The organism is Bradyrhizobium daqingense (assembly GCF_021044685.1).
GTDB classification, from domain to species: domain Bacteria; phylum Pseudomonadota; class Alphaproteobacteria; order Rhizobiales; family Xanthobacteraceae; genus Bradyrhizobium; species Bradyrhizobium daqingense.
Map to the genome: position 1 here is coordinate 6,044,170 of NZ_CP088014.1, position 26,061 is coordinate 6,070,230.

At 63.8% G+C, this 26,061-nt stretch carries 26 protein-coding genes; 5 read left to right on the top strand and 21 right to left on the bottom strand.

Annotated features, from left to right (window positions below):
• The first annotated feature begins 46 nt into the window (after positions 1-46).
• From LPJ38_RS28820 to LPJ38_RS28830, 3 genes are all read left to right on the top strand, one after another.
• Positions 47-832, top strand: coding sequence for an SDR family NAD(P)-dependent oxidoreductase (locus LPJ38_RS28820; RefSeq protein ID WP_008549480.1), 786 nt, complete (start codon positions 47-49; stop codon positions 830-832).
• 1,080 nt (positions 833-1,912) lie between these two features.
• On the top strand, positions 1,913-3,085 hold the full coding sequence (gene argE / locus LPJ38_RS28825; protein ID WP_145629752.1) for an acetylornithine deacetylase: 1,173 nt from the start codon (positions 1,913-1,915) through the stop codon (positions 3,083-3,085).
• 231 nt (positions 3,086-3,316) lie between these two features.
• A complete protein-coding gene (locus LPJ38_RS28830) occupies positions 3,317-3,613 on the top strand; it encodes a GIY-YIG nuclease family protein (protein ID WP_145629745.1) in 297 nt (98 codons plus the stop codon).
• 106 nt (positions 3,614-3,719) lie between these two features.
• Here the strand turns inward: LPJ38_RS28830 and LPJ38_RS28835 are convergent, their stop codons facing one another.
• Both LPJ38_RS28835 and LPJ38_RS28840 read right to left on the bottom strand, forming a co-directional pair.
• Entirely contained in the window at positions 3,720-4,778 is a 1,059-nt protein-coding gene (locus tag LPJ38_RS28835) for a phosphotransferase family protein (protein ID WP_145629737.1), read from the bottom strand.
• 139 nt (positions 4,779-4,917) lie between these two features.
• The gene (locus LPJ38_RS28840; RefSeq protein WP_145629729.1) at positions 4,918-6,153 is read right to left on the bottom strand and encodes an acyl-CoA dehydrogenase family protein; all 1,236 of its coding nucleotides are present in this window, start codon (positions 6,151-6,153) and stop codon (positions 4,918-4,920) included.
• Between the two features lie 215 nt (positions 6,154-6,368).
• Here LPJ38_RS28840 and LPJ38_RS28845 point away from each other — a divergent pair, with 215 nt between their 5' ends.
• A complete protein-coding gene (locus tag LPJ38_RS28845; protein ID WP_145629721.1) occupies positions 6,369-7,031 on the top strand; it encodes a TetR/AcrR family transcriptional regulator in 663 nt (220 codons plus the stop codon).
• 3 nt (positions 7,032-7,034) lie between these two features.
• Here LPJ38_RS28845 and LPJ38_RS28850 read toward each other — a convergent pair whose 3' ends face one another.
• The 11 genes from LPJ38_RS28850 to LPJ38_RS28900 all read right to left on the bottom strand — a co-directional run bounded on the left by LPJ38_RS28850 (position 7,035) and on the right by LPJ38_RS28900 (position 15,666).
• The gene (locus LPJ38_RS28850; protein ID WP_167520288.1) at positions 7,035-7,427 is read right to left on the bottom strand and encodes a RidA family protein; all 393 of its coding nucleotides are present in this window, start codon (positions 7,425-7,427) and stop codon (positions 7,035-7,037) included.
• Positions 7,428-7,521: 94 nt separating this feature from the next.
• Positions 7,522-7,737, bottom strand: a complete 216-nt coding sequence (locus LPJ38_RS28855; protein WP_060736389.1) for a hypothetical protein — start codon at positions 7,735-7,737, stop codon at positions 7,522-7,524.
• A gap of 145 nt (positions 7,738-7,882) precedes the next feature.
• Complete coding sequence (locus tag LPJ38_RS28860; protein WP_145629707.1) at positions 7,883-9,112, bottom strand: CaiB/BaiF CoA transferase family protein; 1,230 nt, start codon at positions 9,110-9,112, stop codon at positions 7,883-7,885.
• Between the two features lie 168 nt (positions 9,113-9,280).
• Positions 9,281-10,483 carry an MFS transporter gene (locus LPJ38_RS28865; protein ID WP_145629699.1) on the bottom strand — a complete coding sequence of 401 codons (1,203 nt, stop codon included), beginning with the start codon at positions 10,481-10,483 and terminating at the stop codon, positions 9,281-9,283.
• Between the two features lie 118 nt (positions 10,484-10,601).
• The gene (locus tag LPJ38_RS28870) at positions 10,602-10,772 is read right to left on the bottom strand and encodes a hypothetical protein (RefSeq protein WP_167520287.1); all 171 of its coding nucleotides are present in this window, start codon (positions 10,770-10,772) and stop codon (positions 10,602-10,604) included.
• Between the two features lie 14 nt (positions 10,773-10,786).
• Positions 10,787-11,014 (bottom strand): hypothetical protein, encoded by a 228-nt coding sequence (locus LPJ38_RS28875; RefSeq protein ID WP_008549523.1) that lies wholly within the window; start codon positions 11,012-11,014, stop codon positions 10,787-10,789.
• A gap of 54 nt (positions 11,015-11,068) precedes the next feature.
• On the bottom strand, positions 11,069-12,406 hold the full coding sequence (locus LPJ38_RS28880) for a PQQ-dependent sugar dehydrogenase (protein WP_145629691.1): 1,338 nt from the start codon (positions 12,404-12,406) through the stop codon (positions 11,069-11,071).
• Complete coding sequence (locus tag LPJ38_RS28885; RefSeq protein WP_145629684.1) at positions 12,403-12,855, bottom strand: DUF2231 domain-containing protein; 453 nt, start codon at positions 12,853-12,855, stop codon at positions 12,403-12,405. The genes LPJ38_RS28880 and LPJ38_RS28885 overlap by 4 nt, the downstream gene beginning before the upstream one ends.
• Positions 12,856-12,952: 97 nt before the next feature.
• Complete coding sequence (locus LPJ38_RS28890; RefSeq protein ID WP_145630150.1) at positions 12,953-13,792, bottom strand: bifunctional allantoicase/(S)-ureidoglycine aminohydrolase; 840 nt, start codon at positions 13,790-13,792, stop codon at positions 12,953-12,955.
• A gap of 24 nt (positions 13,793-13,816) precedes the next feature.
• Complete coding sequence (locus LPJ38_RS28895; RefSeq protein WP_145629677.1) at positions 13,817-14,317, bottom strand: ureidoglycolate lyase; 501 nt, start codon at positions 14,315-14,317, stop codon at positions 13,817-13,819.
• A gap of 14 nt (positions 14,318-14,331) precedes the next feature.
• Complete coding sequence (locus LPJ38_RS28900; RefSeq protein WP_145629670.1) at positions 14,332-15,666, bottom strand: C4-dicarboxylate transporter DctA; 1,335 nt, start codon at positions 15,664-15,666, stop codon at positions 14,332-14,334.
• Between the two features lie 198 nt (positions 15,667-15,864).
• On the opposite strand from LPJ38_RS28900, the gene LPJ38_RS28905 reads away from it, so the two are divergent.
• Positions 15,865-16,755 (top strand): LysR substrate-binding domain-containing protein, encoded by an 891-nt coding sequence (locus LPJ38_RS28905; RefSeq protein WP_145629663.1) that lies wholly within the window; start codon positions 15,865-15,867, stop codon positions 16,753-16,755.
• A 103-nt stretch (positions 16,756-16,858) separates the two neighbouring features.
• Here LPJ38_RS28905 and LPJ38_RS28910 read toward each other — a convergent pair whose 3' ends face one another.
• From LPJ38_RS28910 to LPJ38_RS28945, 8 genes are all read right to left on the bottom strand, one after another.
• A complete protein-coding gene (locus tag LPJ38_RS28910; RefSeq protein ID WP_008549546.1) occupies positions 16,859-17,554 on the bottom strand; it encodes an ABC transporter ATP-binding protein in 696 nt (231 codons plus the stop codon).
• A complete protein-coding gene (locus LPJ38_RS28915; protein ID WP_145629656.1) occupies positions 17,554-18,303 on the bottom strand; it encodes an ABC transporter ATP-binding protein in 750 nt (249 codons plus the stop codon). The genes LPJ38_RS28910 and LPJ38_RS28915 overlap by 1 nt, the downstream gene beginning before the upstream one ends.
• On the bottom strand, positions 18,300-19,598 hold the full coding sequence (locus tag LPJ38_RS28920) for a branched-chain amino acid ABC transporter permease (protein WP_145629647.1): 1,299 nt from the start codon (positions 19,596-19,598) through the stop codon (positions 18,300-18,302). Before LPJ38_RS28920 ends, LPJ38_RS28915 begins: the two co-directional genes overlap by 4 nt.
• Positions 19,595-20,542 (bottom strand): branched-chain amino acid ABC transporter permease, encoded by a 948-nt coding sequence (locus LPJ38_RS28925; protein ID WP_145629640.1) that lies wholly within the window; start codon positions 20,540-20,542, stop codon positions 19,595-19,597. Before LPJ38_RS28925 ends, LPJ38_RS28920 begins: the two co-directional genes overlap by 4 nt.
• Positions 20,543-20,659: 117 nt before the next feature.
• Complete coding sequence (locus LPJ38_RS28930) at positions 20,660-21,892, bottom strand: branched-chain amino acid ABC transporter substrate-binding protein (protein ID WP_145629633.1); 1,233 nt, start codon at positions 21,890-21,892, stop codon at positions 20,660-20,662.
• Positions 21,893-22,103: 211 nt separating this feature from the next.
• A complete protein-coding gene (locus LPJ38_RS28935) occupies positions 22,104-23,330 on the bottom strand; it encodes a TetR/AcrR family transcriptional regulator (RefSeq protein WP_145629626.1) in 1,227 nt (408 codons plus the stop codon).
• Between the two features lie 205 nt (positions 23,331-23,535).
• Positions 23,536-24,297 carry an SDR family NAD(P)-dependent oxidoreductase gene (locus tag LPJ38_RS28940; protein ID WP_145629619.1) on the bottom strand — a complete coding sequence of 254 codons (762 nt, stop codon included), beginning with the start codon at positions 24,295-24,297 and terminating at the stop codon, positions 23,536-23,538.
• A gap of 21 nt (positions 24,298-24,318) precedes the next feature.
• A complete protein-coding gene (locus LPJ38_RS28945; protein WP_145629612.1) occupies positions 24,319-26,058 on the bottom strand; it encodes a nitrilase-related carbon-nitrogen hydrolase in 1,740 nt (579 codons plus the stop codon).
• Between the last annotated feature and the right edge of the window lie 3 nt (positions 26,059-26,061).

Sequence of the window (26,061 nt, forward strand, 5' to 3'; positions counted from 1 at the left end):
TTCCGTCGCGCGGCAAGGGCCGCGCACGAAGCAAAGGGAGAAGCGCATGGGCCGCCTGCAAGGCAAATCCGTCATCATCACCGGCGCCGGCAGCGGCATCGGTCGCGCCGCCGCACTGTTGTTCACTCGGGAAGGCGCAAAACTGATCGCGGTCGATCGCACCGAGGCGGTGAAGGAGACCGTCGCGGAAATCAAGTCCGCCGGCGGCGTCGCGGAAGCCATGGTGGCGGATGCGGGCTCCGAGCAGGACGTCATCGCCGTGATCGACAAAGCCGTGAAGGCGCATGGCCGGCTCGACGTGATCTGGGCCAATGCCGGCGTCTCCGGCGGGCTCGTTCCGCTTGCCGAGCAGACCGTCGAGCACTGGCAGGAGATTCTGCGCGTCAATCTGATCGGACCGTTCCTCGCGGTAAAATACGCCATGCCGCACATGGTCAAGCAACAGTCCGGCGCGATCGTGCTGACCGCCTCCGTCGCGGGCCTCAAGGCCGGCGCCAGCGGACATCCCTACGCCGCAAGCAAGGCCGGCGTGATCAGCCTGGTGCAGACCACGGCCTATTCGCTCACCGGAACCGGCGTGCGCATCAACGCGGTGTGCCCGGGCCTGATCGAGACCGGCATGACCAAGCCGATCTTCGACCGCGCCAAGGAGCGTGGCACCCAGGACAAGATCGGCCAGCTCAACCCGCTCAAGCGCCCCGGCCAGCCGCACGAGCTGGCGGCGATGGGACTGTTTCTGGCGAGCGACGAGGCGTCGTATGTCAATGGGCAGGCGTTCCCGGTCGACGGTGGTTTGACGGCGTCGATGCCGTATACGGGCAAACCGGTGTAGCCAGGTCTCGTGTCCCGGACGCGCTGCAACGCTCTTGGCGTTGCTGCGCAGAGCCGGGGCCCAGAAGCCCACGGCACTCGCTGAGACATGGGCCCCGGCTCTGCAGCGCACCGTCGAAGAGACGCTGCGCTGCGTCCGGGGCACGAGAGTGGAGTTTGGCGCACGGAAACCTCCGCCGTCATTGCGAGCGGAGCGAAGCAATCCGGACTGCTTCCGCGGAAACAGTCTGGATTGCTTCGTCGCAAGGGCTCCTCGCAATGACTGAGTATGGGGCGACATGGCCGCTTCATCGTTCGCATCTCAATCGCAGACACAGCTTTGCAGCCTCGCGGCCGATCTCGCCCGAGCTTTGCGTCGATGCCTCACCTTCAATTGAAAGAGGGCGCAGGGAAGACCGGGTGCCGGCCGGGCACCCACGGTCCACTGTGCGAAAGCGTGTGCTTACAAAGATTGCACAGCGGCATACAGGTGAAGCCAAGCAACCGGCCTTCCCTGCGCAGTGGTTTTACGGCGTATGTCGTGCTCTCCCCGGGGAGCGATGCACTATTGCCCCCGTCGCCTTGCGGATGGCTGATGCGCGTGCCCGGTTAGGCCGCCACATCACCGCAAGACTTGGCGTACAGACCCCGGACGCCAGGACGACACGATTTTGCCGTACGCGAACCGCACCCGTCGTTGGCGCGACGCTTTCGCTCACGGTTGCCCGCCCCGCGAAGCCCTTCGCGCCGGTGTGACCCACGTCCACCGCCGCCCGGCCCGCGTTCGTGACGATCGCGATACGCCCCTCTTCGTTGGGCCGGGATGCGGCGATACATACGCCGTTTCCGAATTTCGGTAAAGTGGAATATTTTCGAGGGCGAGCGTTGACCCAGCTCTGGCGTGTTTTGCCCGGCGGGCAACGCAAGGCCTAGTAGCCCGGATGAGCGCAGCGACATCCGGGATTTCCGTCGGCACCGTCCCGGGTGTCGCTTCGCTCACCCGGGCTACCGCTAGTGTCGTGTTGATTTGCCCATCCCGCCACCACATTGGTATGGTTCATGCAAGCACCTCAGCTTCCATTCCCCTGACCAGATCCTGAAAATGCAGAGTTCAAGACCCGATCGCATCCGCCAACTTCTCGCCGACCTCGTCGGCTTCAATACCGTCAGCGACCGCAGTAACCTGCCCCTGATTGCCCATATCGAAAGTTACCTCGCCGCGTTCGGCATCAAGGGTGAGCGCCTCGTCGATGAAACCGGGCAGAAAGCCTCGCTGTGGGTCACGATCGGACCCGACGACCCGCCAGGCCTGGTCCTGTCGGGCCACACCGACGTCGTGCCCGTGGTCGGCCAGGACTGGAGCCACGATCCGTTCAAGCTGATCGAGCGCGACGGCAAGCTCTACGGCCGCGGCACCACCGACATGAAGGGCTTTGTCGCGGTCTGCCTCGCGATGGTGCCGGAGATGCTGGAGGCCAAGCTGACGACTCCGATCCATCTGGCGATCTCCTATGACGAGGAGATCGGCTGCGTCGGCGTGCGGCCGATGCTGCGCGAAATCGCGAAGAAGAAGGTCAGGCCGCTCGGCGCTTTCATCGGCGAGCCGACCCAGATGCAGGTCATCATCGGCCATAAGGGTAAGCACGGCGTCCGCGCCACGTTCCACGGCCTCGCCCGCCACTCCTCGATCGCGCCCGACGGCGTCAACGCGATCGAATATGCCGCCGAGCTGATCACCGAGATTCGCCACCGTGCGGAGAAGCTCGCCGCCGTACAATCGAGCGACAGCCTGTACGACGTCCCGCACTCGACGCTGCTCACCAGCATCGTGCACGGCGGCGCAGCGCTCAACATCGTGCCCGACACCTGCACCGTCGAATTCGAATGCCGCGGCATCGGCATCACGGAATCGCGTGAGGTCACCGATGCGATCGTTGCCTGGGCCAGGGCCGAGCTCGAGCCGGCGATGAAGGCGAGGAGTGCCGATTGCGGCATCGAGTTCGAGGAGATCCTTGACTATCCCGCGCTCGACACGGCGGCCGACGCTGCGATCGTCACGCTCGCCAAGAGCCTTGCCGGACGCAACGACCACGCCAAGGTCGCCTTCGGCACCGAGGCGAGCCTGTTCACCAGCATGGCCGACATCCCCTCCGTGGTGATCGGGCCCGGATCGATCGCACAGGCGCATACGCCGGACGAATTCGTGGAGATGGCGGAGCTGGAGAAATGCGCGGAGTTTGTGGAGAGGCTGATCGCGCATTGTGCGAAGGGGTAATCCAGCACTCGCCGTTGCTTGGATCCCGGCTCTGCGCAGCAGCGTTGCACGCTGCAGCGCGTCCGGGACAAGAGAGAGCGATCGTAGGCATAAGCTCCGAACTCTGGTCTCGTGTCCCGGACGCAGTGCGGTGCGGAGTACCGCACTGCAGAGCCGGGACCCAGAGCGCTTGGCGACACCATCGAGATATGCCACCCTAGATCGCATCGCATCAGCGCTGGTTGCACAACCATGCCCTTCTTCGTTTATATTCTTGCGAGCAAGCGAAACGGGACCCTCTATGTCGGCGTCACCAACGACCTCACTCGCCGGATGACCGAGCACAAGGCCAAGCTCATACCGGGCTTCACGCGGCAGTACGATGTGACACTGCTGGTCTATTTCGAAACCTTCGAGTCGGCGCTCGAAGCACGCTCGCGCGAGCATACGCTGAAGCGTTGGCGGCGCGCCTGGAAGCTCAAGCTGATTGAAGACCTCAATCCGGGGTGGCGCGATCTCACGGACGAGCTGAATACTTTGGCGACGTGACTGGGTCCCGGCTCTGCGGAGCAGCACTGCGTGCTGCACCGCGTCCGGGACACGAGAGCAGCGCATACGAGCCAAAAGCGCGGCCATCGGCCGCGCTTCGCATCTCCTACACCGCGCCCGCCTTCTGCGCGTATTCCCAGGAGGCCTTGGACAGCGGCACGGTGCGCTTGGCTGACTCCAGCGCCTTGGCGTTGGCGGCGGTGCCGTCGCGGACGCGGCCGGCGATGCCTTGGGTGATGCCGGCGAGGCGGAACAGGTTGTAGGCGAAGTACCAGTTGAGATCCGGCACCGTCATCCTGGTGACGTTGCAATAGATCTGCGCCGCCTCCTCCACGCTCGGGATGTTGAGTGCCTTGAGGTCGGCACCGTCGAGGCCCGGCATGATCCACTGCATCAACAGATAGGTGAAGTCGGCCATGGGATCGCCGAGCGTCGACAGCTCCCAGTCCAGCACGGCCTGCACGCGCGGTTCCGTCGCGTGGAAAATCATGTTGTCGAGACGATAATCGCCGTGGACAATCGAGACGCGCGCCTGCTCCGGCACGGTCTTGGGCAGCCATTCGGCGACCTTCTCGAACTCGGGAATGTGCTGGGTTTCGGACGCCCGGTACTGCTTGGTCCAGCGGTCGATCTGGCGCGCGAAATAGTTGCCTGGCTTGCCGAAGTCGCCGAGGCCGATCGCGACGGGATCGAACATATGGAGCTTCGCCAGCGTCTCGATCTTGCTGGTGAAGATGTTACGGCGCGCATCGTTGTCCTGACTCGGCAGCGTCGGATCCCAGAATACGCGGCCCTCCTCCATCGACATGATGTAGAAGGCGGCGCCAATGACGCCGTCGTCCTGGCACAGCGCGTAAGCGCGCGCGACCGGAAAGCCCTGTTTTCCAAGGGCTGCAATGACGCGATATTCGCGATCGACCGCGTGCGCGGACGGCAGCAATTTGCCGAACGGCTTGCGGCGCATCACATAGGAGCGGTTCGGCGTGTTCAGCCGATAGGTCGGGTTGGATTGACCGCCTTTGAACTGGAGGACAACCAGCGGGCCTTCATAGCCTTCGACGTTCTCGCGCATCCAGGCCTCGAGCCGCAGCTCGTCGAAGCGATGCCGCTCCTCGACTGGCTTGGTGCCCGAGAACTCTTCGTCTTTCCTGACGCCGTCAGCCACGATGACGCTCCCTCTTCAGTCCTGACCATTTCAGGTCGCGCATGATCCTAATCGGTAACCGCTGACGCACTTGCGTCAAGCGGTCACCGGATCAAGCCCTGTCGTTTCTTCAGGTCGGGAGCGCCGCGGGCCCTCCCTCTCAGTGACTTGGAGAGTTTGCATACTTCCGAAGTTCGAGCCTGGCAATGGCGCGATTGTGCACCTCGTCCGGGCCGTCGGCGAGCCGCAGCGTACGGATATGGGCGTAGTCCTTGGCAAGGCCCGCTTCATCCGAGACGCCGCCGCCACCGAAGGCCTGGATCGCCTCGTCGATGATCTTCAATGCCATGTTGGGCGCTGCGACCTTGATCATGGCGATCTCGGCCTGCGCAGTCTTGTTGCCGACCTTGTCCATCATGTCGGCCGCCTTGAGGCACAGAAGCCGGGTCATCTCGATGTTGGTGCGGGCCTCGCCGATGCGCTGCTCCCACACGCTGTGCTCGACGATTTTCTTACCGAAAGCGGTACGCGAGGCCAGCCGCTTCACCATCTTCTCCAGGGCTTCCTCGGCCTTGCCGATGGTGCGCATGCAGTGATGGATACGGCCGGGACCAAGACGGCCCTGCGCGATCTCGAAGCCGCGGCCCTCGCCGAGCAGGATGTTCTCCTTCGGCACGCGCACGTTTTCGAGCAGCACCTGGGCATGGCCGTGCGGCGCATCGTCGAAGCCGAACACCGGCAGCATCTTCTCGACCTTGATGCCGGGCGTATCGAGCGGAACCAGGATCTGCGACTGTTGTTGGTGCTTGGCCGCCTTGAAATCGGTCTTGCCCATCAGGATCGCGATCTTGCAGCGGGGATCGCCGACGCCGGATGACCACCATTTGCGGCCGTTGATGACGTAGTGATCGCCGTCCTTCTCGATGCGGGTCTCGATGTTGGTCGCGTCCGACGAGGCCACGGCGGGTTCCGTCATCAGGAAGGCGGAGCGGATCTCGCCGTCCATCAGCGGGCGCAGCCATTTGCGCTTCTGCTCCTTGGTGCCGTAGCGGATGAACACTTCCATGTTGCCGGTGTCGGGCGCCGAGCAGTTGAACACTTCGGAGGCCCAGGTGATGCGGCCCATCTCCTCCGACAGCAGCGCGTATTCGAGATTGGTCAGTCCCGCGCCGCGGAATTCGTCGTCCTCGTGCTCGGACGGCGGCATGAACATGTTCCAGAGGCCCTCGGCCTTGGCCTTCTTCTTGAGGTCTTCAAGGACCGGAATGACCTTCCAGCGGTCGCCGGCCTTGTCCTGCTGGTCGTAGACCGGCACCGCTGGGCGCACATGCTTGGCCATGAAGGACTGCACGCGGTCGAGCCATTCCTTCTGCTTGGGGGACAGGTCGAAATCCATGGGACGCTCCTCGTCTTGCTTTGCGATCTCGTTTTGCGCCGAAGTGTCCTGCCGCCACACGCCGCCCGCAAGCGCGAATGCGCGTGCCTCTGCGGCCGCTTCGGAACGTGAGCGAGAGGTGCCAACGATCCCGATTGCGGATTGACTTTCTCCGGCCTTCAAACGATAGTTTCATACAAGTGTTTGAATTGCAACTCCCCTCATTCAGGGCGCCCATGGCCAGCGATCATACGAGGTCTGCCATTCTCGCCGCCGCCGAGCGGCTCTATGCCGATCGTGGCTTCAGCGACGTGACGCTGCGCGACATCGTCGCGGAGGCCAATGTCAACCTCGCCGCGGTGAACTATCATTTCGGCTCGAAGGACGAGCTGATTGCGGAACTGTTCGTCACCCGCTCGATCGCGACCAATCGCGAGCGCCTGCGGCAGCTGAAGGATGCCGAGGAGCAAGGCGGCGGCCGCGCACCGATCGAGGCGATCCTGCGCGCGCTGGTCGGCCCGCCGCTGCGCGGCTGCCTCGGGCCCGAGAACCAGCGTTCCACCGCGGCTCGCTTCATGATCCGCGCCTCGATCGAATCCGTGCCGCCGATCCGCCGCATCAAGAACCGCGAGATCGACCATTTGCGGAAATTCGCCGGCGCGATGCGCAGGTCCCTGCCCGACCGCAGCGACGTCGATATCTACTGGGGCCTCAACTTCGCGCTGGCCATGGCGCACCACACCATCCGCGAGAGCGAGCGGCTGACCAAGCTGTCGGAAGGCAAATGCGATCTCGACGACGTTGAGGACGTGGTCGCGCGCGTCGTCACCGTCGCGACGATGGCACTGACGGCGGGAAAGGCCGAGGCAAAGGCGCCGGCGAAGGTCGCGGCGCGCTAGCGTTTACACCATCGCGATGCAGTCGATCTCGACGTCGAAGGGGCCGAACCATTCCGGCGTGCAGACGAAAATCCGCGCTGGTGGATCGCTGGGGAAATAGCGCGCATAGACCGCGTTGAAGGCAGCGAAGTGTTTCGTGGACGTGCAGTAGACGTTGCACTTCATAACGTTGTCGAGCGAGGCTCCGGCGGTCTGGAGGCACAGCTTCATCTGCTCCATGACGAGTTCGCTCTGCCGCTCAATCGGGACGGAGGCGATCTCGCCCGTCCTGGGGTCAAACGGCGGGAGGCCGGCGACGAAGATCATGCTGCCAGCGCGTGTCACCGGCGAAACCGGCGCCTGCGCGCGATCGAGGAAGGTCGAGATCGGCTCTACGCGGAGCGCTTCGCGTTTCATGGCAACCACCTTCAGTCCGAGCGGGTCCGATGTCTGGCTACATCATTCCGCAGCCGGCATGGTTCGCTTCTGATCGAAGTGTGTGGTCGGCGGGTTACACCCGCTGCGGCATCTCCTCGGCCTCTTCCTTGGCCAGCAGCAGCAGCATCTCGATCCCCATCTCGCCTTCCTGAGGCGAACGGATGAACTTGATCTCGTCGGAGCTTTGCCGCAGCGCGGCAACGATGGCGACGGCCTGATTGGCGGTCGCTGCCTCGGTCGCCAGAATTCCCTTCTGGTTCTTTGCCTGGAACCCGATCGTGTAGGACATTCACTTCCCTCCCGAACTCAAGTGGAGAGATCGGATCAGAGTCTGGCGCGGAACGGAAGCCTGTGCGACTACGGACCGGGGTTATCTGGGGATTGCGCGCAAGCCTCAGGTAAGCCCGAGCATCGCGCCCTGCGGGAAGAGCCAGTCAGATGATGCCCTGCTGCTTCAGCTGCTCGATCTTGCCGGCATCATAGCCGAGCTTGCCGCCGAGCACCTCGTGGGTGTGCTCGCCGAGTAGCGGCGGGGCACGGTAGTCCTTGATCGGGGTCTCCGAGAGGGTCAGTGCGTTGCGGACCAGCGACAAATCGGGCTCGAAGGGATGATTGACCTTCACCCGCATGCCGCGCGACTGCACGTGCGGATCGGAGAACACCTGCTCGAAATTGTTGATCGGGCCCGAGGGCACGCCGGCCTCCTCCAGCTTCTCCAGCCAGTAGGCCACCGGCTTCTTCAGGAATAGGCCGGCGAAGATCGCCATGATCTCCTTGCCGTGCACGACGCGGTCGTTGTTCTTGACGAAGCGCGGATCGCTCGCGAGCCCGGGCTCGCCGAGCACGGCGCAGGTGCGCTGGAACTGGCCGTCATTGCCGACCACCAGCATCAGCTCGCCATCGGTGCAACGGAAGACGCCGGCGGGCATGCCGCCATTGCCCCACGTGCCGCGGCGCGGTGGGGTCTTGCCATTGACGAGGTAGATCTGCAGCCAATGCGACAGCGAGGCGATGACGGTGTCGAACAGGCAGACATCGATGTGCTGTCCCTGCCCGCCATTGGCGTCGCGATGGTAGAGCGCCGAGAGGATGCCGATCGACGAGTTCATCCCGGTCATGTAGTCCACGATGGACGGACCGACCTTCATCGGGCCCTCGCCGGGCTCGCCGTCGATATGTCCGGTAACGCTCATCAGCCCGCCCATGGCCTGCAGGATCGCGTCATAGCCGGCGCGCGGCGCGTAAGGCCCGGTCTGGCCGAAGCCGGTCACCGAGCAATAGATGATGCCGGGGTTGACCGCCTTGATCGATTCATAGTCGAGGCCGTAGCGCTTGAGATCGCCGACCTTGTAGTTCTCCATGAAGACGTCGACGTCCTTGGCGAGCTCGCGGATGATGGCCTGCCCCTCGGGCTTGGCGATGTTGACGGTGACGGACTTCTTGTTGCGGTTGGCGCAGAGATAGAACGAGTTGTTGTTGTTGGCCTTGCCTTCGGGATCGGCGAGGTAAGGCGGGCCGAAGGCACGTGCGTCGTCGCCAGTGCCCGGCCGCTCGATCTTGATGACCTCCGCACCCAGATCCCCCAGCATCTGGGCCGACAGGGGCCCGGCCAGCACGCGGGTGAGGTCAAGGATCTTGATGCCTGAGAGCGGCAGGGCCGACATGTCGATTTCCTCCGGGGAACTGGAATCTTGCGCGGCGGCTCGTAGCTCTGGTCGCGCACCCTGCCGATACACCATTTTCGGGCTCCGAGCACTGCACTCCCGGCATACGGCTATCCCTTGCCCGGCAGCAGGATCGCCCGGGTGTCGAATTCCGCGCCGCGAATAACGCTAGGTCAGGACCGGGGCCATCCGCGGCCGTCGCCGTCCCAGCAGCACCAGCATCACCACGGCCGCGCAGGAGCAGACGAAGGTGAGACCGAGCGCAGCGCGGCTGCCGAACTCCGTCAGCAACCCGGCAAGAAGCGGCGGCGAGATGGCGGAGGCGAGGTTGAGCGGCAGCGCGATCATCGACATTGCCTTGGCGAACTCGGCCTGGTCGTAGAACACCAGCGGGATGGTCGCCCGCGCCACTGCCATGGCGCCACTGCCGGCGCCGTAGAGCAGGATGAAGACCGCGACCGCCCAGGTCGTGCCCTCGCTCAGCATCAGCAGCAGCATGGCGATCGGCAATGCCGTCCCGGCGACGAGGCCGGTCGTGATGCCGTCCCAACGCCCGCCGCCGAGGAAGTCGAGCCCGCGCGCGCTGACCTGAATCACACCGAGCATCGAGCCGAAGGCAATGGCTTGCGCGGGCGCCAGCCCCTCGGCACGCAACAATTCGACGAACACGGCGCTAAGACCGAATGAAACGAACGCATTGAGGGTAATCGCACAAACGACGAGGCCGAACGTGCTTCGCGGGGTCCGGGGCACGTCCGCGTGCTTTGCCGGCGCGGCGCCGTCCTGCTTCGGCTCCGTCCGGCGCGGTGCTCCGAACGCATAGAGCGGAAGCGAGACGAGAAGCAGCATGGCGGCATAGGCGAGGCACGTTCCGCGCCAGCCGAAATGACCGCTGAGAAACGACGTCGTCGGCCAGAAGATGCTGCTGGACAATCCGGTCACCAGCATGAGCGCGCCGATGGCGCTCCTGGCGTTCTGCCCGGCAACCTCGTTCAGCATGATATAGGCGCCGGTCGAGAGCGTGGCGCTGCCCGCCAGGCCGAAGACGATCCAGGCGGCGAAGTACAGCATCGGCTCGCGCGCGAAGAACAGAAGCACGAATCCGGGCACGGTGACGACCGTCCCGATCATCATGACCCTGCGCGCGCCATGCCGTGCGAACGCCTTGGCAAGCCAGGGCGCGCACAGACCCATGGTGACATAAAGCACCGAAGTCCCGGCGAACACGGCCGGCAGGCTCATGCCGAGATCCGCCGCCATGTCACGGCCGACGATCGCGGGAAGCCCGATCGTGCCCCATCCGATCAGCTGCGTGATCGCGAGCACCAGCAGGACCCCGACGAGTCTGCCGTCAGATTTCAAGAAGCGCATTCCAACCGTCGCCTGCCGGGGGCGCCAATGCGCCGACAGATGGGTCTTACCCGCAGATTCAGGTCACGGAAATGACGGTTCCGAATGGCACCGCGGCGTCAGCCGCAGAGCACGCGCTTTAGGATGTGTGACCCAGCTCGATATGCTTCGGGGTCTTCTTCTCCCGCTGCGGGGTCATCCTGGCCGGGTCAGGCGCGCCGGGGACGCCGCGCGGCCCGAGCTGCTCCCGCTGCATGTCCTCTTCGGAATGGGGTGGCTCGACACCGTTCGGCTCACGGGGCTTGGTCATCGCGGCCTCCTTCGTCACAACTGTTCCGCGGTCCGGCTCTTGATGCCGAGGGCGTTCTCTCCAGCTTCGCGGCCGGGCACGCTGACATGGACCTCGTGTCCCTCACGTAAGGCAAGCGACGCCGCCGCGACCGCCGACTCGAAGGCGGCTTCCTTGGTGGCGTATCGGCTCTTGACGTCGCCGTCATGCAGCACGCCCCATTCGTCCTGCACCGGCACGATGGCGTATTGAGCGAGGCCCATTGTCCAACTCCTTGGCGTTCAGAAAACCGTCTGCCCGATAACGCGCCGGCCGGCTTAACGTTGCGTCAGCTGCGGGTGCGTCGCGCTGACCCGCCACACCGTATTGCCGCTGTCATCGGCGACCAGCAGCGCGCCGCTCTTGTCGATGGCGACGCCGACGGGGCGTCCACGCGCCTGATTGTCGCTGTTGAGGAAGCCGGTCACGACATCCCGCGCCGGTCCGCTCGGCTTGCCGTCCGTAAACGGCACGAACACGACCTTGTAGCCGTTCAGCACCTGCCGGTTCCAGCTGCCGTGCTCGCCGACGAAGGCGCCGCTCCGATAGTCGCGCGGCAGGCTGGTACCGGTGTAAAATGCCATGCCGAGCGGAGCCACATGCGAGCTCAGCGCATAGTCCGGCACGATCGCCTTGGCGACGAGGTCGGGCCGTTCCGGCTTGACGCGGGGATCGACGTGCTGGCCCCAATAGCTGTAAGGCCAGCCATAGAAGCCGCCGTCCTTCACCGAGGTCATGTAGTCCGGCACGAGATCCGGCCCGATCTCGTCGCGCTCGTTGACCACCGTCCACAGCGCGCCGGTCTGCGGCTCGAAGCTGAGGCCGTTCGGATTGCGCAGGCCGCTCGCGAACACCCGCCAGCGGCCGCTGGCGCGGTCGATTTCGAGGATGGCGGCGCGGTTGTGCTCGGCCTCCATGCCGTTCTCGGCGATGTTGCTGTTGGAGCCGACCCCGGCATAGAGCTTCGTCCCGTCGGGGCTCGCGACCAGGCTCTTGGTCCAGTGATGATTGATCGGCCCGCCCGGCAGCGGCGTCAGCACCGTTCCGGGCGCGGTGATCCGGGTATCACCTTCGGTGTAGGGGTATCTGACGATCGCATCGGTGTTGGCGACGTAGAGATCGTTGCCGACCAGCGCGACGCCGAACGGCGAGTTGAGATGGTCGAGGAAGACGCTCTGCGTGTCGGGCACGCCGTCGCCATTGCTGTCGCGCAGCAGCGTGATGCGGTTGCCCGGCCCGGTGTCGCCGCCGCCCGACGTCGCCCAGGACTCGATGTACCCCATCACGAATTCCTTGGGACGCTTGATCGGAGCGCCCTTCGGCGCCTTGGACTCCACCACCAGCACGTCGCCATTGGGCAGCACGTAGAGAAAACGCGGATGCTGCAAGCCGGTCGCGAACGCCTTGGCCTGCAGGCCCGGTGCGACGGTGGGCGTTTCGTCCTTCTTCCAGCCGACGATGCGGGCGATGTGGATCGGCGGCATCAGATATTGCTGGAATTCCGGCAGCACCGGATTGGGGCCGATTTGCGCGTTGGGATCGCCGCTGCCGTCGTTGCAGCCGGCCAGACAGAGCAACGCAGTGCACGACAGCGCGCGGACAATTGAAGGCATCATCGCGCAACTCCCACGCCGTGACGATAGACCATTGCCCAGCCGAGCCAGCCGGTGACGGGCAGGATCAGCACGGTGACTGCCGAAAGCACGAGACCGGTGGGCCACACCGACGTCCAGCCATCGCGCATGTGGATCATCGTGTTGAAGATCGCCAGGATCAGCGCGACGGCATTGCCGATCAGATGCGGCCAGGCCGGCGGCTGCGCCCGCACCAGGCGGTTGCCGAGGAAATCAGTCAGGCCCGCGATCGCCGCGAGCACGCCGAAGACGACGCCAACAACCAATAGCCAGGCGGAAAAATCCGCCCACATGATCTCGGCGCTCGCGACATAGGCGATGTCGGTCAAGAGCGCGCCGATGAAGCACGCGATCGGGATCGGCACCAGCATCGGATGAATCGGATGCCCCGCGATTTGCGCCGTGGAACGCACGCGCACGTCGTCTTGCACGGTTGGCCTCGTGACTTTCGCCCTGCCCGCCCGGCCAACTCACGCATGGGATGAAGGTTCCTGCAACCGCTCGATGGCAGGGGCGGATTGCTGGGGATCAGATCAGCGGAGGTCCCTGCCGCAGATTCATGTGCCGATTGACATCCTTGTAGAGCAGATAGCGAAACCGGCCGGGGCCGCCGGCATAGCAGGCCTGCGGGCAGAAGGCGCGCAGCCACATATAGTCGCCGGCCTCGACCTCGACCCAGTCCCGGTTGAGCCGGTACACGGCCTTGCCTTCGAGGACGTATAATCCGTGCTCCATGACGTGCGTCTCTGCGAAAGGGATTGTCGCACCCGGCTCGAACGTGACGATGTTGATGTGCATGTCGTATCGCAGATCGGCGGGATCGATGAAGCGCATGGTTGCCCACCTTCCCTCGGTGCCCGGCATCGCGACAGGTTCGACCGAATCTGCGTTGGTCACGATCACATCGGGCTCGGCCAATCCGGGCACGCGTTGATACAGCTTGCGGATCCAGTGCAGCTGCGCCGGCTTCTCGCCGCGGTTTCGCAGGCTCCAGGTGCAACCGGGCGGCAGATAGGCGAAGCCGCCGGGCTTGAGCTCACGCTCTTTGCCCGCCAATTTGAGAACGAGGTTTCCGCCCACGACGAACAACGCCCCTTGGGCGCCCTTCTCCGGCTCGGGGACTTCACTTCCGCCACCCGGCGCGATGTCCATGAGGTAATGCGAAAACGTCTCGGCGAATCCGGAGAGCGGTCGCGCCAGCACCCAGAGGCGCGTGTCGTCCCAGTGCGGCAGATGGCTGACGACGATATCGCGCTGCACGCCGCTCGGGATGACGGCGTAGGCGTTCGTAAAGACGGCCCGGCCGCTCAGGAGATCGGTTTGGGGCGGAAGGCCACCTTGCGGGATGTGATAGGTTTGCGATGACATCATCAAGCCTCGTGGTTACCGGGATCAGCCTGCGGCTGTGCCGGGATCGAGCTGGATGATCTCGTCCAGCCAATGTTCTTCGAGATTGTCGCCACCACCCTTTCGATCGACGACGAGGAACGAGCTTGCGTCCTTCAGGACCAGCAGCGGATGGTGCCAACAGTTTCGGGCATAATTCACGCCCTGCTTGCCATTGGCCGCGAACGCCCGGTAGCTCGAGAGGTCGCGCGGGTCCGCGCAAACGACGACCAGCCAGTCCTCTCCGTTCAGCGGCATGAACAGCTGGCTTCCAAGCGGATGGCGTTCCATCAGGCGGATGGCGATCGGCGCGGGCCGCTGAGAGGCGATGAACCAGCTGATGTTGACCTGTCCGCTTTCCGCGCCGACATCGATAGTGGCGAGTTCGTTGTAGCGCGCGGCATGGCCCTGGTTGATCGACAGCGGCGTCGACCCTGCCGTTTCAACGACCTCGCCGAACGGCGCGAAGGCCTGCTTTGTCAAGGGCTCGATCGAGAGTGTCGTCATCGATGCCTCGGCGTTCAGGACGTTTGCAGACCCGCGACGGGCGCGTTCGCACCGGCCGGGTCGATCTGCAGGGTCTCGCTTGAAGGAACGATCTCGCCATCGAGGATGCGCCGCGCCTTGGCGCGATCAAGGTCGCCTTCCCACGAGGCAACCACGACGGTAGCAACGCAATTTCCGACATAATTGCCGAGCGCGCGGGCGATGCCGATGAACCAGTCCACCGACAGGATCAGCACCAGTCCGATCGCCGGGATGGCCGGAATGGCGGCGAGCGTCGCCGCGAGGACGACGATGGCCGAGCCCGGCACGCCATGCGCCCCCTTTGAGGTGAGCAACGCGACGCCGAGGATCGCAAGGAGATCGCCGGTCGCGAGCGGCGTGTTGGTCGCCTGCGCAATGAAGACCGCCGCCAGGGTCAGGTAGATCGAGAAGGCATCGAGATTGAACGAGTACCCCGTCGGGATGACCAGACCGACCGTCGAGCGCTTGATTCCGAGCTGTTCGAGCTTGCGCATGGTCTGCGGCAGCACGCTGTCGCCTGCGGCGGTGCCGAGCACGATCATCAGCTCTTCGCGCAGATAGACCAGCAGCTTGAACAGGCTGAAGCCCGAAAGCCGCATGATCGCGCCGAGCACGACGGCCACGAAGAAAAACACCGCCAGATAGAACAGGGCGACCAGCCCGCCGAGCTGCTTGAGCGAGCCGATGCCGTATTTGCCAACCGTGAAGGCGATCGCACCGAAGACGCCGATCGGCGCGAGGCGGACGACGAAGTTCATCATCTTGAAGATGATCTCGTTGACCCGCTCGACGAATTCGACGACCGGTCTCGCGCGCTCGCCGCACAACGACATGGCGCAGCCAAACATGATCGAGATGATCAGCACCTGGAGCACGTCGCCGGAGCTGAAGGCGCCGACCATGGTCGAGGGGATGAGCTTCATCAGAAATTCGGAGACGCCGCCGCCGGCGACCTGCGCCGCGGTCTGGCTGAAGCCGCTGAGCGCCTTGGCGTCCAGCGTCCGCGGGTCGATGTTCATGCCGGCGCCGGGCTGGAAATAGTAGGCGAGCGCGATGCCGAACACCAGGGCGAGCGTGGTGACGATCTCGAAATAGAGCAGCGCGCGAATGCCGACCCTTCCGACCTTCGACAGGTCGCCGGCGGCCGATATGCCCTGCACCACGACGCAGAACACGATGACGGGCACCAGCATTTTGATGAGCTTGATGAAGCCGTCGCCGAGCGGCTTCATCTGCAATGCGGTGTCGGGATAGGCCATGCCGAGCGCGATGCCGGCCGCGAGGGCGACGACCACCTGGAAGAAGAGTGACTTGAAAATCCTGGGCATGGCTTTCCTCGCGCGCTGGGCTTGCATCTGCTTGGCTTGGTCGGCCTTGGGCCTTCGCCATTCTTGTCGTTGGCGGCGAGGTCGCCGCGGCGGAGCCGTTCGTTGCGGCAGCACGCAAGCAGCCTCCATCGGTCATTCGTTGACCAGCCGTGTTGCCAAGTCCAATATATAGAACGACACGATTGATAGGCTTTCGCTATGGATCTGCGCCAGCTCCGGTACTTCGTCGCGGTCGCCGAGGAGCGCAGCTTCACTCTCGCTGCCCGGCGACTGAATCTTTCGCAGCCGCCGCTCAGCCAGCACATCCAGGCGCTCGAAGCCGAGCTCGGGACCCAGCTCCTCTACCGGACCAGCCGCAGGGTCGAGCTGACGCAGGCCGGTGACGCCATGCTGGTGCGGGGGCGCGCGATCCTGCAGCAGCTCAAGGTCACCGAAGACGAGGTCCGGTCGATCGGCGCGGGCCTGGTCGGGACGCTGGACGTCGGAGCGACCGGCTCCATCCTGCGCGGTCGTCTCGCCGAGTTGCTCGCGGCCTACCGGAAGGTTGCTCCGCAGGTGAGAATGACGGTGCACGAGCAGGCGCCGGCGCTGCAGATCGCAGCGCTCCTCAACCGTACCACCAACATCTGCCTCATTCGCGGCACGCCCGCCGAGCGCGACCTCTCCAGCAAGCTGGCATGGCGCGAAGAGGTCGTTCTCGCCGTGGCCCGCAGCCATCGGCTGGCGCAACGCAAGCGCATCGCCCTCGGCGATCTCGCCGCCGAGGAGCACGTCGTGCTGGATCCGAACAGCTCCGATTTCGCCCGCTACGTGCAGACATGCTGTGTCGACGCCGGCTTTCTCCCAAAAGTGTCCCAGCAAGTCGTCGACGCCCAGTCGATCCCGAGCCTGATTGCCGCAGGCTTCGGCGTGGCACTGGTGCCGCAATCGATCGCGCGGTTCACGACCACCGACATCGTCTTCCGCCCGATCAGGCCCTCGCCGCCCACGGCGGACGTGTTTCTGGTGTTCAGAAAGGACGAGACGTCGATGGTCGTGCACAATTTCATCAAGCTTGCGCTTCGCTATCTCAACCAGCGGAGGGGTTGAGCTGAACGAACGCTTTGACGGGCCATGTGCGAGACGATAGAGAGACCAAACCAGAGCCGCCAAACAAGTCGAACTCTGCATCGACCGGCAGATGCGCCCGTTCTCACACTTCCAACCATTGCGCGCGAACTTCGGCGTTTGACTTCAGTTGCTCGGGCGTACCTTCGAAAACCACACGGCCGTGTCCCATGACGTAGACGCGGTTCGAGATCTTCATCGCAATCGACAGTTTCTGCTCGACGAGGAGAATGGCGACGCCGGCTTGCGCAATGCGGGCGATGAGATCACCAACCTGCTGGACGATGAGCGGCGCGAGGCCTTCGGTCGGCTCGTCGATCATGATCAGGTCCGGATCGCCCATCAGCGTGCGGCAGGTCGTGAGCATCTGCTTTTCGCCGCCGGACAGCACCCCCGCCTCCGTGTCGGCCCGCGCGGCGAGATTGGGAAACATGTCGAGCATGTCCTGGAGCTGCCATTTGCCGGGACGTCGCGTGTCCTTGATGCCGAGAAGCAGGTTCTGGCGAACGGTCAGACCCGGAAAGATGTCACGATGCTCCGGCACATAGCCGAGACCGAGACGCGCAATCCTGTAGCTCGGCAGCCCGGCGATGTCCTTGCCCTTGAAGCGGATCGTGCCTTGCGGCACGACCTCGCCCATGATCGCCTTGACCGTGGTCGAACGCCCGACACCATTGCGTCCGAGCAGGCTCACGACCTCGCCAGCGGCGACATCGAGATCGACGCCCTGGAGAATGTGGCTCTTGCCGTAATAGGCGTGCAGGTCCCTGACCTCGAGCATCAGTGCGCTTCCTCGCCGAGATAGGCTTCCTTGACCTTCGGATCGCGCCGGATCTCCTCCGGCGTGCCCGAGGCGATGATGTGGCCGTAGACTAGCACGGAAATGCGATCGGCAAGGCCGAACACGACGCTCATGTCGTGCTCGACGATGACGAGGGTCTTGCCTTCGGTGAGCCGCCGGATCAGCGCGACTGCACGTTCGGTCTCGGCGTGGCTCATGCCGGCGGTCGGCTCGTCCAGAATCACCACGGTGGCACCGCTGGCGATGGTGATACCGATCTCTAGCTCGCGCTGCTCGGCGTAGGTCAATAATCCGGCCGGCACATCGCGCCGATGCGTGAGATGGATGTCGTCGAGGATCTGCGCGGTCCGCTCGCGCACCTCAGGCAGGCTGTCGACGTTCTTCCAGAAGGCGTAACGGTGCCCCGTCGCCCACAGCACGGCACAACGCACGTTCTCCCAGACCGACATGCGCGCGAACACATTGGTGACCTGGAACGACCGCGACAGCCCGCGCCTGTTGATCTCGAACGGCCTCAGACCTGAGATCACGTCGCCATTGAGCCTCACCTCACCCGAGGTCGGCTTGATATGGCCGCTGATCAGGTTGAACGTCGTCGATTTGCCGGCGCCGTTCGGACCGATGATGGCATGACGCTCGCCTTGCGCGACACTGAGATTGAGATCGCGGATGATGCTGACATTGCCGAAGCGCTTTTCGACAGCGCTGACTTCGATGGCTGCCGTCATGCCAGATACCCCCGGTCGCGCGCGACCGTCGCCGCGCGATCCCAAGCATCGGCGACCCGCCGCCAGCTCAGGCGTGCCACGAAGAAGCCGCCGAAGATGAGAACCGCCGCACTCGCCCATGTCACTGGCGACGCCGGGTTGAAGGCAACGCCGAACAGGTTGATCGGACTGCCCTGCCCGCTATGCGTGCGCGCGATCGACTCGATCGTCAGGATCACGCCGCAGGCCAGCGCGAGGGTCGGCACCGCTGCGACGAGGTAGGACGGAATCAGCGTCGGCAGAGTTCCGGCACGAGCCAGCGGCCGGTGCATCATGACCAGCCCAGCAATCCCGCCCGGGGACAGCATCACGATGCCGATGAAGATAATGCCGAAATAGAGCTGCCACACGCCCGTGACGCTGGTCAGCCCAAGCTGCAGATAAGTCACGAGGATCGCGCCGAGGATCGGACCAAAGAAGAAGGCGACGCCGCCAATGAAGGTTGAGAACAGGACGAGGCCGGACTGGATCGCGCCGAGATAGGCCGAATTGGCGATCTCGAAGTTGATCGCAGCCAGTCCCCCGGCGACGCCGGCGAAGAAGCCGGCAAAGCAGAAAGCGATGTAGCGGACCACATGGGGATCATAGCCGATGAACTGGACGCGCTCGGGATTGTCGCGCACCGCGTTGCTGATGCGCCCCAGCGGCGTCCGCGTCAGCGCGTACATCGCGATCGCGGAGATCACCAGCCAGAACGCGATCAGGTAGTAGACCTGAAGCTGCGGGCCGAACGTCCAGCCGAACATTTTCGGCAGAGCCGTGCGGTCGGTCGAGACTCCGGACTCGCCGCCGAACACGGAACGCAGGATCAGCGAGGAGGACGCCACCAATTCGGCAATGCCGAGCGAGATCATCGAGAACACGGTGCCGGCGCGCTTCGTCATCACCCAGCCGATGATCATCGCGAAAGCGAGACCGCCGAGCCCGCCGAACAGCGGGATGAACGGCAACGGGATCGGCCAGCCGTGCGAAACCACCGCATTCATCACATGGCAGGCCGCGAAGCCGCCGAGCCCGTAATGCACCGCATGGCCGAACGACAAGAGGCCGGTTTGGCCGAGCAGGATGTTGTAGGACAGCGCGAAGACGATCGCGATGCCGATCAGGCTGAAGGACGTGAGCGAGCCGCCGGAGGAGAAGATCATCGGCAGCACGATCAACGCAGCGATACCGACCAGCCAGACGCCGTAGAAGCGCAAGGCATCGCCGGCGGGCTTGTCTGCAACCTTCGATGCGGAAGTCGTCGTGGCGCTCATGTTTCGCGCGTCCCCATCAGGCCCATGGGGCGCACAATCAGAATGATCACCAGCAGGAGGTACGGCACGATCGGCGCCACCTGGGCGATCGTGACGTTCCAGATGTCGGTGAGAACGGAGGGGCCCATCGACGGATCGAGCGGACCGAAGGCACTCGCGAGCGAACCGTTCAGCGCGACCGCGAAGGTTTGCACCAAGCCGATGACGAGCGAAGCGATGAAGGCTCCCGGCAAGGAGCCGAGGCCGCCGAACACGATGACCACGAACAGGATCGGCCCCAATGCCGCGGCCATATCGGACTGGGTGACCAGCGCCGGACCGGCGATCACGCCGGCAATTCCCGCCAGCGCGCTGCCGACGCCGAACACCAGCATGAAGATGCGTCCGACATTGTGACCGAGATGCCCGACCATGTGGGGATGCGTCAGCGCGGCCTGAACGATCAGGCCAACCCGCGTGCGCTTGAGCACCATCAGCAGCACGATGAAGATCAGGATCGACACGGCCAGCATGAAGATCTTGTAGGCGGGATAATTGGTCGAGAAGATCGTGAAGGCCGGGAAGTCGAGCAACGCCGGCACGCGGTAATCGACCGGACTCCTGCCCCACATCATCGCGACGATTTCCTCGATCGCGAAGGCGAGACCGAAAGTCAGGAGCAGCTCCGCGACGTGGCCGTGCTTGTGCGTGTTGCGCAGGCCGTAGCGCTCGACCGCCATGCCGATCGCGCCAACCAGCAGCGGTGCCAGCAGCAGCGCCGGCCAGAAGCCGATCCATTTGGTGAGCTGGAAGCCGAAGAAGGCGCCGAGCATATAGAAGCTGGCGTGGGCGAAGTTGAGCACGCCCATCATACTGAAGATGACGGTCAGGCCGCTCGACAGCAGGAACAGCAGCATGCCGAACAGCAGACCGTTCAGTGTCGATATAACGATCAGTTCAAGCACAGCATTCAAACCTCTAGCCGAGACCGAAGAGGCCTCGACAAATTTGTCGGTCCCGTACGCGAACCTCAACCATTCCCGCGGCCTCCATCGGCCGCGGGAAGGCGAAGCTATTCCAGCTTACGGCCGGGTCATCTTGCAGGTGGTGGGAACGGTCGTCTTGGAAGTATCGACCTTCGAGACCAGGTGCCATCCCCAGCCGGTGCCTTCCTCGTCGAACGGCTCGTTTGCAGCGAGCTTGCCGAACGAGGAGATGTAGATCGGCTGGAAGAACTGGTGATCATCCTTGCGCATGAGGCCCTCGCCGCCATCGAGCACCTCGAATTTGAGATCCTCGAGCGCAGCCGCGACCTTCACGGGATCGAGTGAGTTGGCCTTCTCGGCCGCAGCCTTGAACATGCGCATCTCGTTGACCGCGCGCGGATACCACAGCGACATGTTGACCTTGGCGCGGAAGGTCTTCTCGAAGTCCATTGCCGGCTGGTGGCCGGAATTGGCAAAGCCTTCCGTGATCTGGAACACCTGATGGTCGAGGCCCGTCTGCTTGATCGCGGTCGGACCACCGGCACCGCCGGCGTAGTAGGTATACCAATTGACCTTGAGGCCGGCGTCCGCAGCTGCCTTGAGCAGCAATGCGATGTCCTGGCCCCAATTGCCGGTCACGACGCTGTCGGCGCCCGAAGCCTTGATCTTCGCGATGTAGGGCGAGAAGTCTGTGATCTTCAGCAGCGGGTGCAGTTCGTCGCCGACGATCTGGATGTCCGGCCGCTTGGCGCCCAGCATCTTGCGCGCATCGGCGCGCACCGACTGGCCGAAGGAATAGTCCTGATTGATCAGGTACACCTTCTTGATCGCGGGGACATCCTTCATATAGCTGGTGAGCGCTTCCATCTTGATGTCCGAGCTGGCATCCCAGCGGAAATGCCAGAAACTGCACTTTTCGTTGGTCAGGCTCGGATCGACAGCGGCATAGTTGAAGTACAGGACTTCCTTGCCAGGATTGCGCGTGTTGTTCTTGGTGACGAAATCGGACAGCGCGGCGGCCACCGACGAGCCGTTGCCCTGCGTGATGTAGCGGGCGCCGGCGTCGATCGCCTTCTGCGCCTGCACCAGGCTTTCCTGCGGATTGGTCTTGTTGTCGAGGGGCAGAATCTCGATCTTGCGGCCGAGGATGCCGCCTTTGGCGTTGATCTCGTCGGCGAGATACTGGAACGTCTTCAAGCCGCCTTCACCAACGCTGGCGCCGCCGCCGGAGAGCGGATCGATGTAGCCGATCTTGATAGTTTCCTGCGCGAATGCCGTGCCTCCGAGCACCGTCAGCGCTGCCGCCGCAGCAATTACGAGCCTGTGCATCCTGGCTTTCTCCCTTTTGGATGTTCTTGTTCCTTGGCGATCGAAGCTGACTCACAACTTCGGTCGCGCCACCTGCTATCCCAAATATTGAATACTGTGTAAAGTTTTGACGCAAGCTGTAATTAGGTCGTGAACATTAAGATTGTCGCACCCTCCGAATATTGAAATCCAAGTCAACTTTTGGCGGCTGAGCTGCCGGCGACCTACGTCTTTAGACCGCGCGTCGACGCGGCTTGAGCCCTGCGAGGAATAACCGCGAGAAATGATCGGCAATCCGCATCGCTGACCAGCCTCGTCCATCTCCGAACCAGATCGGGTACCAATGGCTCATGCCGGTCAAAACACGTTCTGCGAAATACGTGTCGATGCTGCGGAGGCTTCCCTCGTCGATCCAGCGCTGATGGTTATTCTCGTCCTGCCGGATCGTTGCGAGTGCCCGTGCGACATAGTGCTTTCGATCAATAGCGTTGAGATAGTTGATGTTGTGATAGGTCGCCTTGGGGCCGCAGGGCGTGGCGTGCAGCATCAACAAGAGGCGGACTCTTTGGACGATATGATCGAACGCCCCCAACCCCAGATCCTGCAGATGATCTCGAATGGCGATCTCACCAGCCAGGCCTCTTTGCAGGCAAGCCAGCAACAGGCTCTCTTTTTCGCTGAAGTGATAGTAGATGCCGGCGCGGGTCATGCCTGCATCCGCCGCGATGCTCTCAAGAGACGTACCGGAAGCCCCCCTGCGATTGAAACTGTCCGAGGCAATTGAGAGCATCCTGTCCAGCTTCGCGGCGCGTTTATTCAATTTCGAGCGAGCCTGGAGAAACGGCTCCAGGCTCGGTGGTTCCGGCATGTCCGGCAAGGCGATCTCACGCCGATAAACGCCATGCGTGATGACGTCATCGATCGCATCAATCGCCTGCTGGCGGGTGTAGTAGTCGCGCTCTGAGAGCCAGAACGGAACCCAATCCAGGATGGAGATGAGGGCGACCGCCGTCAGCAGCGGCTCCTCGCAGGCGATCGAGCCGTCGGCAACGCCTCGGCTGAGAATGTCGGCCAGCAGCGCGGCATTCTGCCAGCGCCTGGCGTGTACATCACTGCTGTAGGAGGGAGCCAGCGCATCGATGTCTGTGAACAGGATCATGCGCTGGCCTTCCGACCGCAACCGGGCACGGATAAAGCGCCTGACGATCTCGAGCCCATCGACACCGGGTTCAGCCGCCGTCTCGATCTCGCGCCTGTAGATTGCAAGGCCGCGGAGATAGCAGTGATAGATCAGGTCGTCCTTGTCGCGGAAATAATGGTACAGCGCGCCCGGCACCGATCGAACGGACGCTGCGACCTGCTCCATCGTCACATTGGCATAGCTATGGCGGGCAAATAGCCTGGAAGCCGACGCGAGGATTTCTTCAGCGCGGTCCGACGGGAAGGCAGCGACTTGCAAGCTCGAAGATCCCCCCTGATCGTGGATGGCTCATCGACGTGACGTGTCCACCACCCCATGTCGGGTATTGTTAGTTCGGTCAGTATCATCTGACAACCGGCCCCGTAAGCGGCATCGCAACTCGGTGGCACAGTCGGGGTTGCCGAGACGCGCCAGGACCAGGACGCGGATCGGTAAACCGTGTGTCCCTGCGATCGCGCCGTCGCTAGAACTGGACGCCGCGCGTCAATGCGCCGTCGACGACGAGGTTCGTCCCGGTGATGAAGCTCGCCGCACCGCTGGCGAGAAACACCACGGCGTTGGCCATTTCCTGGGGCGTGCCCATGCGTCCCGTCGGATTGAGCGCCAGGGCCGTCTTGTAGAGCTCTGGATTGTTGTCCTTGATCATGTTCCAGACCCCACCCTCGAAATAGGTGTTGCCCGGCGAGACCGAATTGGCGCGGATGCCCTTCCCCGCGAGCTGATTGGCGAGCCCCTGCGTGTAATGGATGATCGCCGCCTTGAACGTGCCGTAAGGGCCGGCCGCGAAATCGACCTCGCGCCCGGAGACGCTGGAGATGGTGACGATCGCGCCGGCCTTGCTCTTCTCCAGATAGGGCATGGCCGCGTTCACGAGCCGGACCGTGCCCATCATGTCGGTCGAGAATTCCTTCTGCCAGCTTTCGTCGTCCTGTCCGATCGCGAGCGCGCTGACATTGGCGACGACGACATCGACGCCGCCGAGCTTTGACGCCATATCGCCGACCCAGCTCTTTAGAACCGCTGCATCGGCAACGTCGACTGCACCGCCATAGGCGGCGACGCCCTTGGCCTTGAGCGCAGCGACCGTGCTTTCGACCTCGGCCAGATTGCGCGAGCACACACCGACGTCGGCGCCCTCGGCGGCAAAGGTCTCGGCGATCGCGCGGCCGATCCCTTTGGTGCTTCCCGTAACGATAACTTTTGCGCCCTTGAGTCCCAGATCCATGATCGGCTTCCTCTTCCTGGTTCAGTAGTTGTTTGCCACCACTTTGACCAATCCGCGATAGCTGTGCGGCATGCGCATCGACACCAGATCCTTTCGCCGCACGACATTGGTCGGATAGACACTGTCGAGATTGGTGGTGTCGACCAGCGCGGTTGCAAGACCCGCGCCGCCGGCCGCGATCGCCTCCCGTCGCGGGAACGCGAACGTGTCGGGGCCGAATACACCGCTCAGCCCGGGATAGCCACGATCGGGATCGACGACATTGGCGAAGGCGAAGAACAGATTGTTCTCGCCGGCCCGAACACGGAAATGATGCCAGTGGAGCGGATCCGGGCCGGTCGGAATCGGCTTCGGCTGTTCGACCTGTGTGCCGGGATGCGACGAACTGAAGCGTCCCTTGATCGCGGCGGGACAGGCGACGAGATCACAGCCGCGCAGCGCCAGCACCCGGCCCGCCTCCGGGAACGAAGCATCGTGACCGATCAACAGCCCGATACGGCCGATCGGCGTGTCGACGACGGTCCAACCCTCGCCGGCTGTCGCCCAGCTTTGCTCGTCGGTGGTAAGATGCGTCTTGCGATAGACCGAGATGTCGCCATCCGGGGTGACGAGGCAGGCGCTGTTGTAGACGAGATCGCCGTCGCGCTCGGCAAGGCCACAGACGAGATAGAGGTCGAGCTCCTCCGCAAGCTGGCCAAGACTGTCGGTCACCGGCCCCGAGATCGGTTGCGCCGTTCCTGGAGGATCGGCCAGGCCCGTCAGAGCGAGCTCCGGGAAGACGACGAGCTCCGCGCCTTCGGCGCTGGCCTTGCGCGCGAGCGCGGAGATCGTCTGAAGATTTTGGCCGAAATCATTGGAGGGTGAAAACTGTGCGACGCTGACCCGCGAGGTCTTGCCGGCCGGCCACGGCTCGTGGCCATAAAGACCGAAGAAATCGCGCGGGTTCCAGCTGAACGTGTCGGTGAGCAGCTCCGGATAGAGCTCCGGCCGCCGCTGTGCGAACACCCTCTCGCCGAGCACCCGACGCGCGCGCGCGGCGTCGAGATCGATCTCGGACATCAGAACGCCGTCGCCCTTGTCCAGCACGGCCGTGACCTGCCCGTCCGGCGCGATCACGCAGCTCCCGCCGCTGAACTGCACCGTGCGTTCGAGCCCCCACCGGTTGCTCTCGATGACGTAGCAGCCGTTCTCGAACGCGCGGCTGATCCAGTAAGGGGCCGGCGTGCGCTCCGCCAGCCAGTTCGAGATGTGGCAGATGACGTCCGCGCCGCCCAGCGCCATCAGCCGCGCGGTTTCGACGAAATGAATGTCCATGCAGATCAGCAGCGCGATCCGCCCGATCGGCGTCTCGAACACCTGATTGTGCAGATCGCCCGCCGCGGCCCATTTCGGCTCGGAGATGTAAGGGTGCGTCTTGCGGTGGCGCCCGACGATACCATCGGGCCCGATCAGCACGGCGGTGTTGAAGTAGATGTTGTCGTCGTCGACCTCGGGCATGCCGACGACGATGTAGCAATCATGCTTCCGTGCCAGCGCCGCGAACCGACTCGTGGTCGGCCCCGGGATCGTCTCGACGAACGGCGCAACCTCGGCCCGGTCGAACCAGCAATAGCCGGTCGTTCCCATCTCCGGCGTGACGATGAGCCTTGCACCGGCCGCCGCCGCCTGCTCGCAGAGTTCGAGCAGGCGCGCAACGTTGCGCTCCTTCTCGAACATGATCGGCTCGAACTGGACAGCGGCGACCTTGTGAACGATGGACATGAT

Excerpts from the sequence above, each read along its gene's own strand:
- LPJ38_RS28820 (WP_008549480.1), top strand. The coding sequence starts at position 47 with ATGGGCCGCCTGCAAGGCAAATCCGTCATCATCACCGGCGCCGGCAGC.
- argE (WP_145629752.1), top strand. The coding sequence starts at position 1,913 with ATGCAGAGTTCAAGACCCGATCGCATCCGCCAACTTCTCGCCGACCTC.
- LPJ38_RS28830 (WP_145629745.1), top strand. The coding sequence starts at position 3,317 with ATGCCCTTCTTCGTTTATATTCTTGCGAGCAAGCGAAACGGGACCCTC.
- LPJ38_RS28840 (WP_145629729.1), bottom strand. The coding sequence starts at position 6,153 with ATGGATTTCGACCTGTCCCCCAAGCAGAAGGAATGGCTCGACCGCGTG.
- LPJ38_RS28845 (WP_145629721.1), top strand. The coding sequence starts at position 6,369 with ATGGCCAGCGATCATACGAGGTCTGCCATTCTCGCCGCCGCCGAGCGG.
- LPJ38_RS28850 (WP_167520288.1), bottom strand. The coding sequence starts at position 7,427 with ATGAAACGCGAAGCGCTCCGCGTAGAGCCGATCTCGACCTTCCTCGAT.
- LPJ38_RS28855 (WP_060736389.1), bottom strand. The coding sequence starts at position 7,737 with ATGTCCTACACGATCGGGTTCCAGGCAAAGAACCAGAAGGGAATTCTG.
- LPJ38_RS28860 (WP_145629707.1), bottom strand. The coding sequence starts at position 9,112 with ATGTCGGCCCTGCCGCTCTCAGGCATCAAGATCCTTGACCTCACCCGC.
- LPJ38_RS28865 (WP_145629699.1), bottom strand. The coding sequence starts at position 10,483 with ATGCGCTTCTTGAAATCTGACGGCAGACTCGTCGGGGTCCTGCTGGTG.
- LPJ38_RS28870 (WP_167520287.1), bottom strand. The coding sequence starts at position 10,772 with ATGACCAAGCCCCGTGAGCCGAACGGTGTCGAGCCACCCCATTCCGAA.
- LPJ38_RS28875 (WP_008549523.1), bottom strand. The coding sequence starts at position 11,014 with ATGGGCCTCGCTCAATACGCCATCGTGCCGGTGCAGGACGAATGGGGC.
- LPJ38_RS28880 (WP_145629691.1), bottom strand. The coding sequence starts at position 12,406 with ATGATGCCTTCAATTGTCCGCGCGCTGTCGTGCACTGCGTTGCTCTGT.
- LPJ38_RS28890 (WP_145630150.1), bottom strand. The coding sequence starts at position 13,792 with ATGTCATCGCAAACCTATCACATCCCGCAAGGTGGCCTTCCGCCCCAA.
- LPJ38_RS28895 (WP_145629677.1), bottom strand. The coding sequence starts at position 14,317 with ATGACGACACTCTCGATCGAGCCCTTGACAAAGCAGGCCTTCGCGCCG.
- LPJ38_RS28900 (WP_145629670.1), bottom strand. The coding sequence starts at position 15,666 with ATGCCCAGGATTTTCAAGTCACTCTTCTTCCAGGTGGTCGTCGCCCTC.
- LPJ38_RS28905 (WP_145629663.1), top strand. The coding sequence starts at position 15,865 with ATGGATCTGCGCCAGCTCCGGTACTTCGTCGCGGTCGCCGAGGAGCGC.
- LPJ38_RS28910 (WP_008549546.1), bottom strand. The coding sequence starts at position 17,554 with ATGCTCGAGGTCAGGGACCTGCACGCCTATTACGGCAAGAGCCACATT.
- LPJ38_RS28915 (WP_145629656.1), bottom strand. The coding sequence starts at position 18,303 with ATGACGGCAGCCATCGAAGTCAGCGCTGTCGAAAAGCGCTTCGGCAAT.
- LPJ38_RS28920 (WP_145629647.1), bottom strand. The coding sequence starts at position 19,598 with ATGAGCGCCACGACGACTTCCGCATCGAAGGTTGCAGACAAGCCCGCC.
- LPJ38_RS28930 (WP_145629633.1), bottom strand. The coding sequence starts at position 21,892 with ATGCACAGGCTCGTAATTGCTGCGGCGGCAGCGCTGACGGTGCTCGGA.
- LPJ38_RS28940 (WP_145629619.1), bottom strand. The coding sequence starts at position 24,297 with ATGGATCTGGGACTCAAGGGCGCAAAAGTTATCGTTACGGGAAGCACC.
- LPJ38_RS28945 (WP_145629612.1), bottom strand. The coding sequence starts at position 26,058 with ATGTCCATCGTTCACAAGGTCGCCGCTGTCCAGTTCGAGCCGATCATG.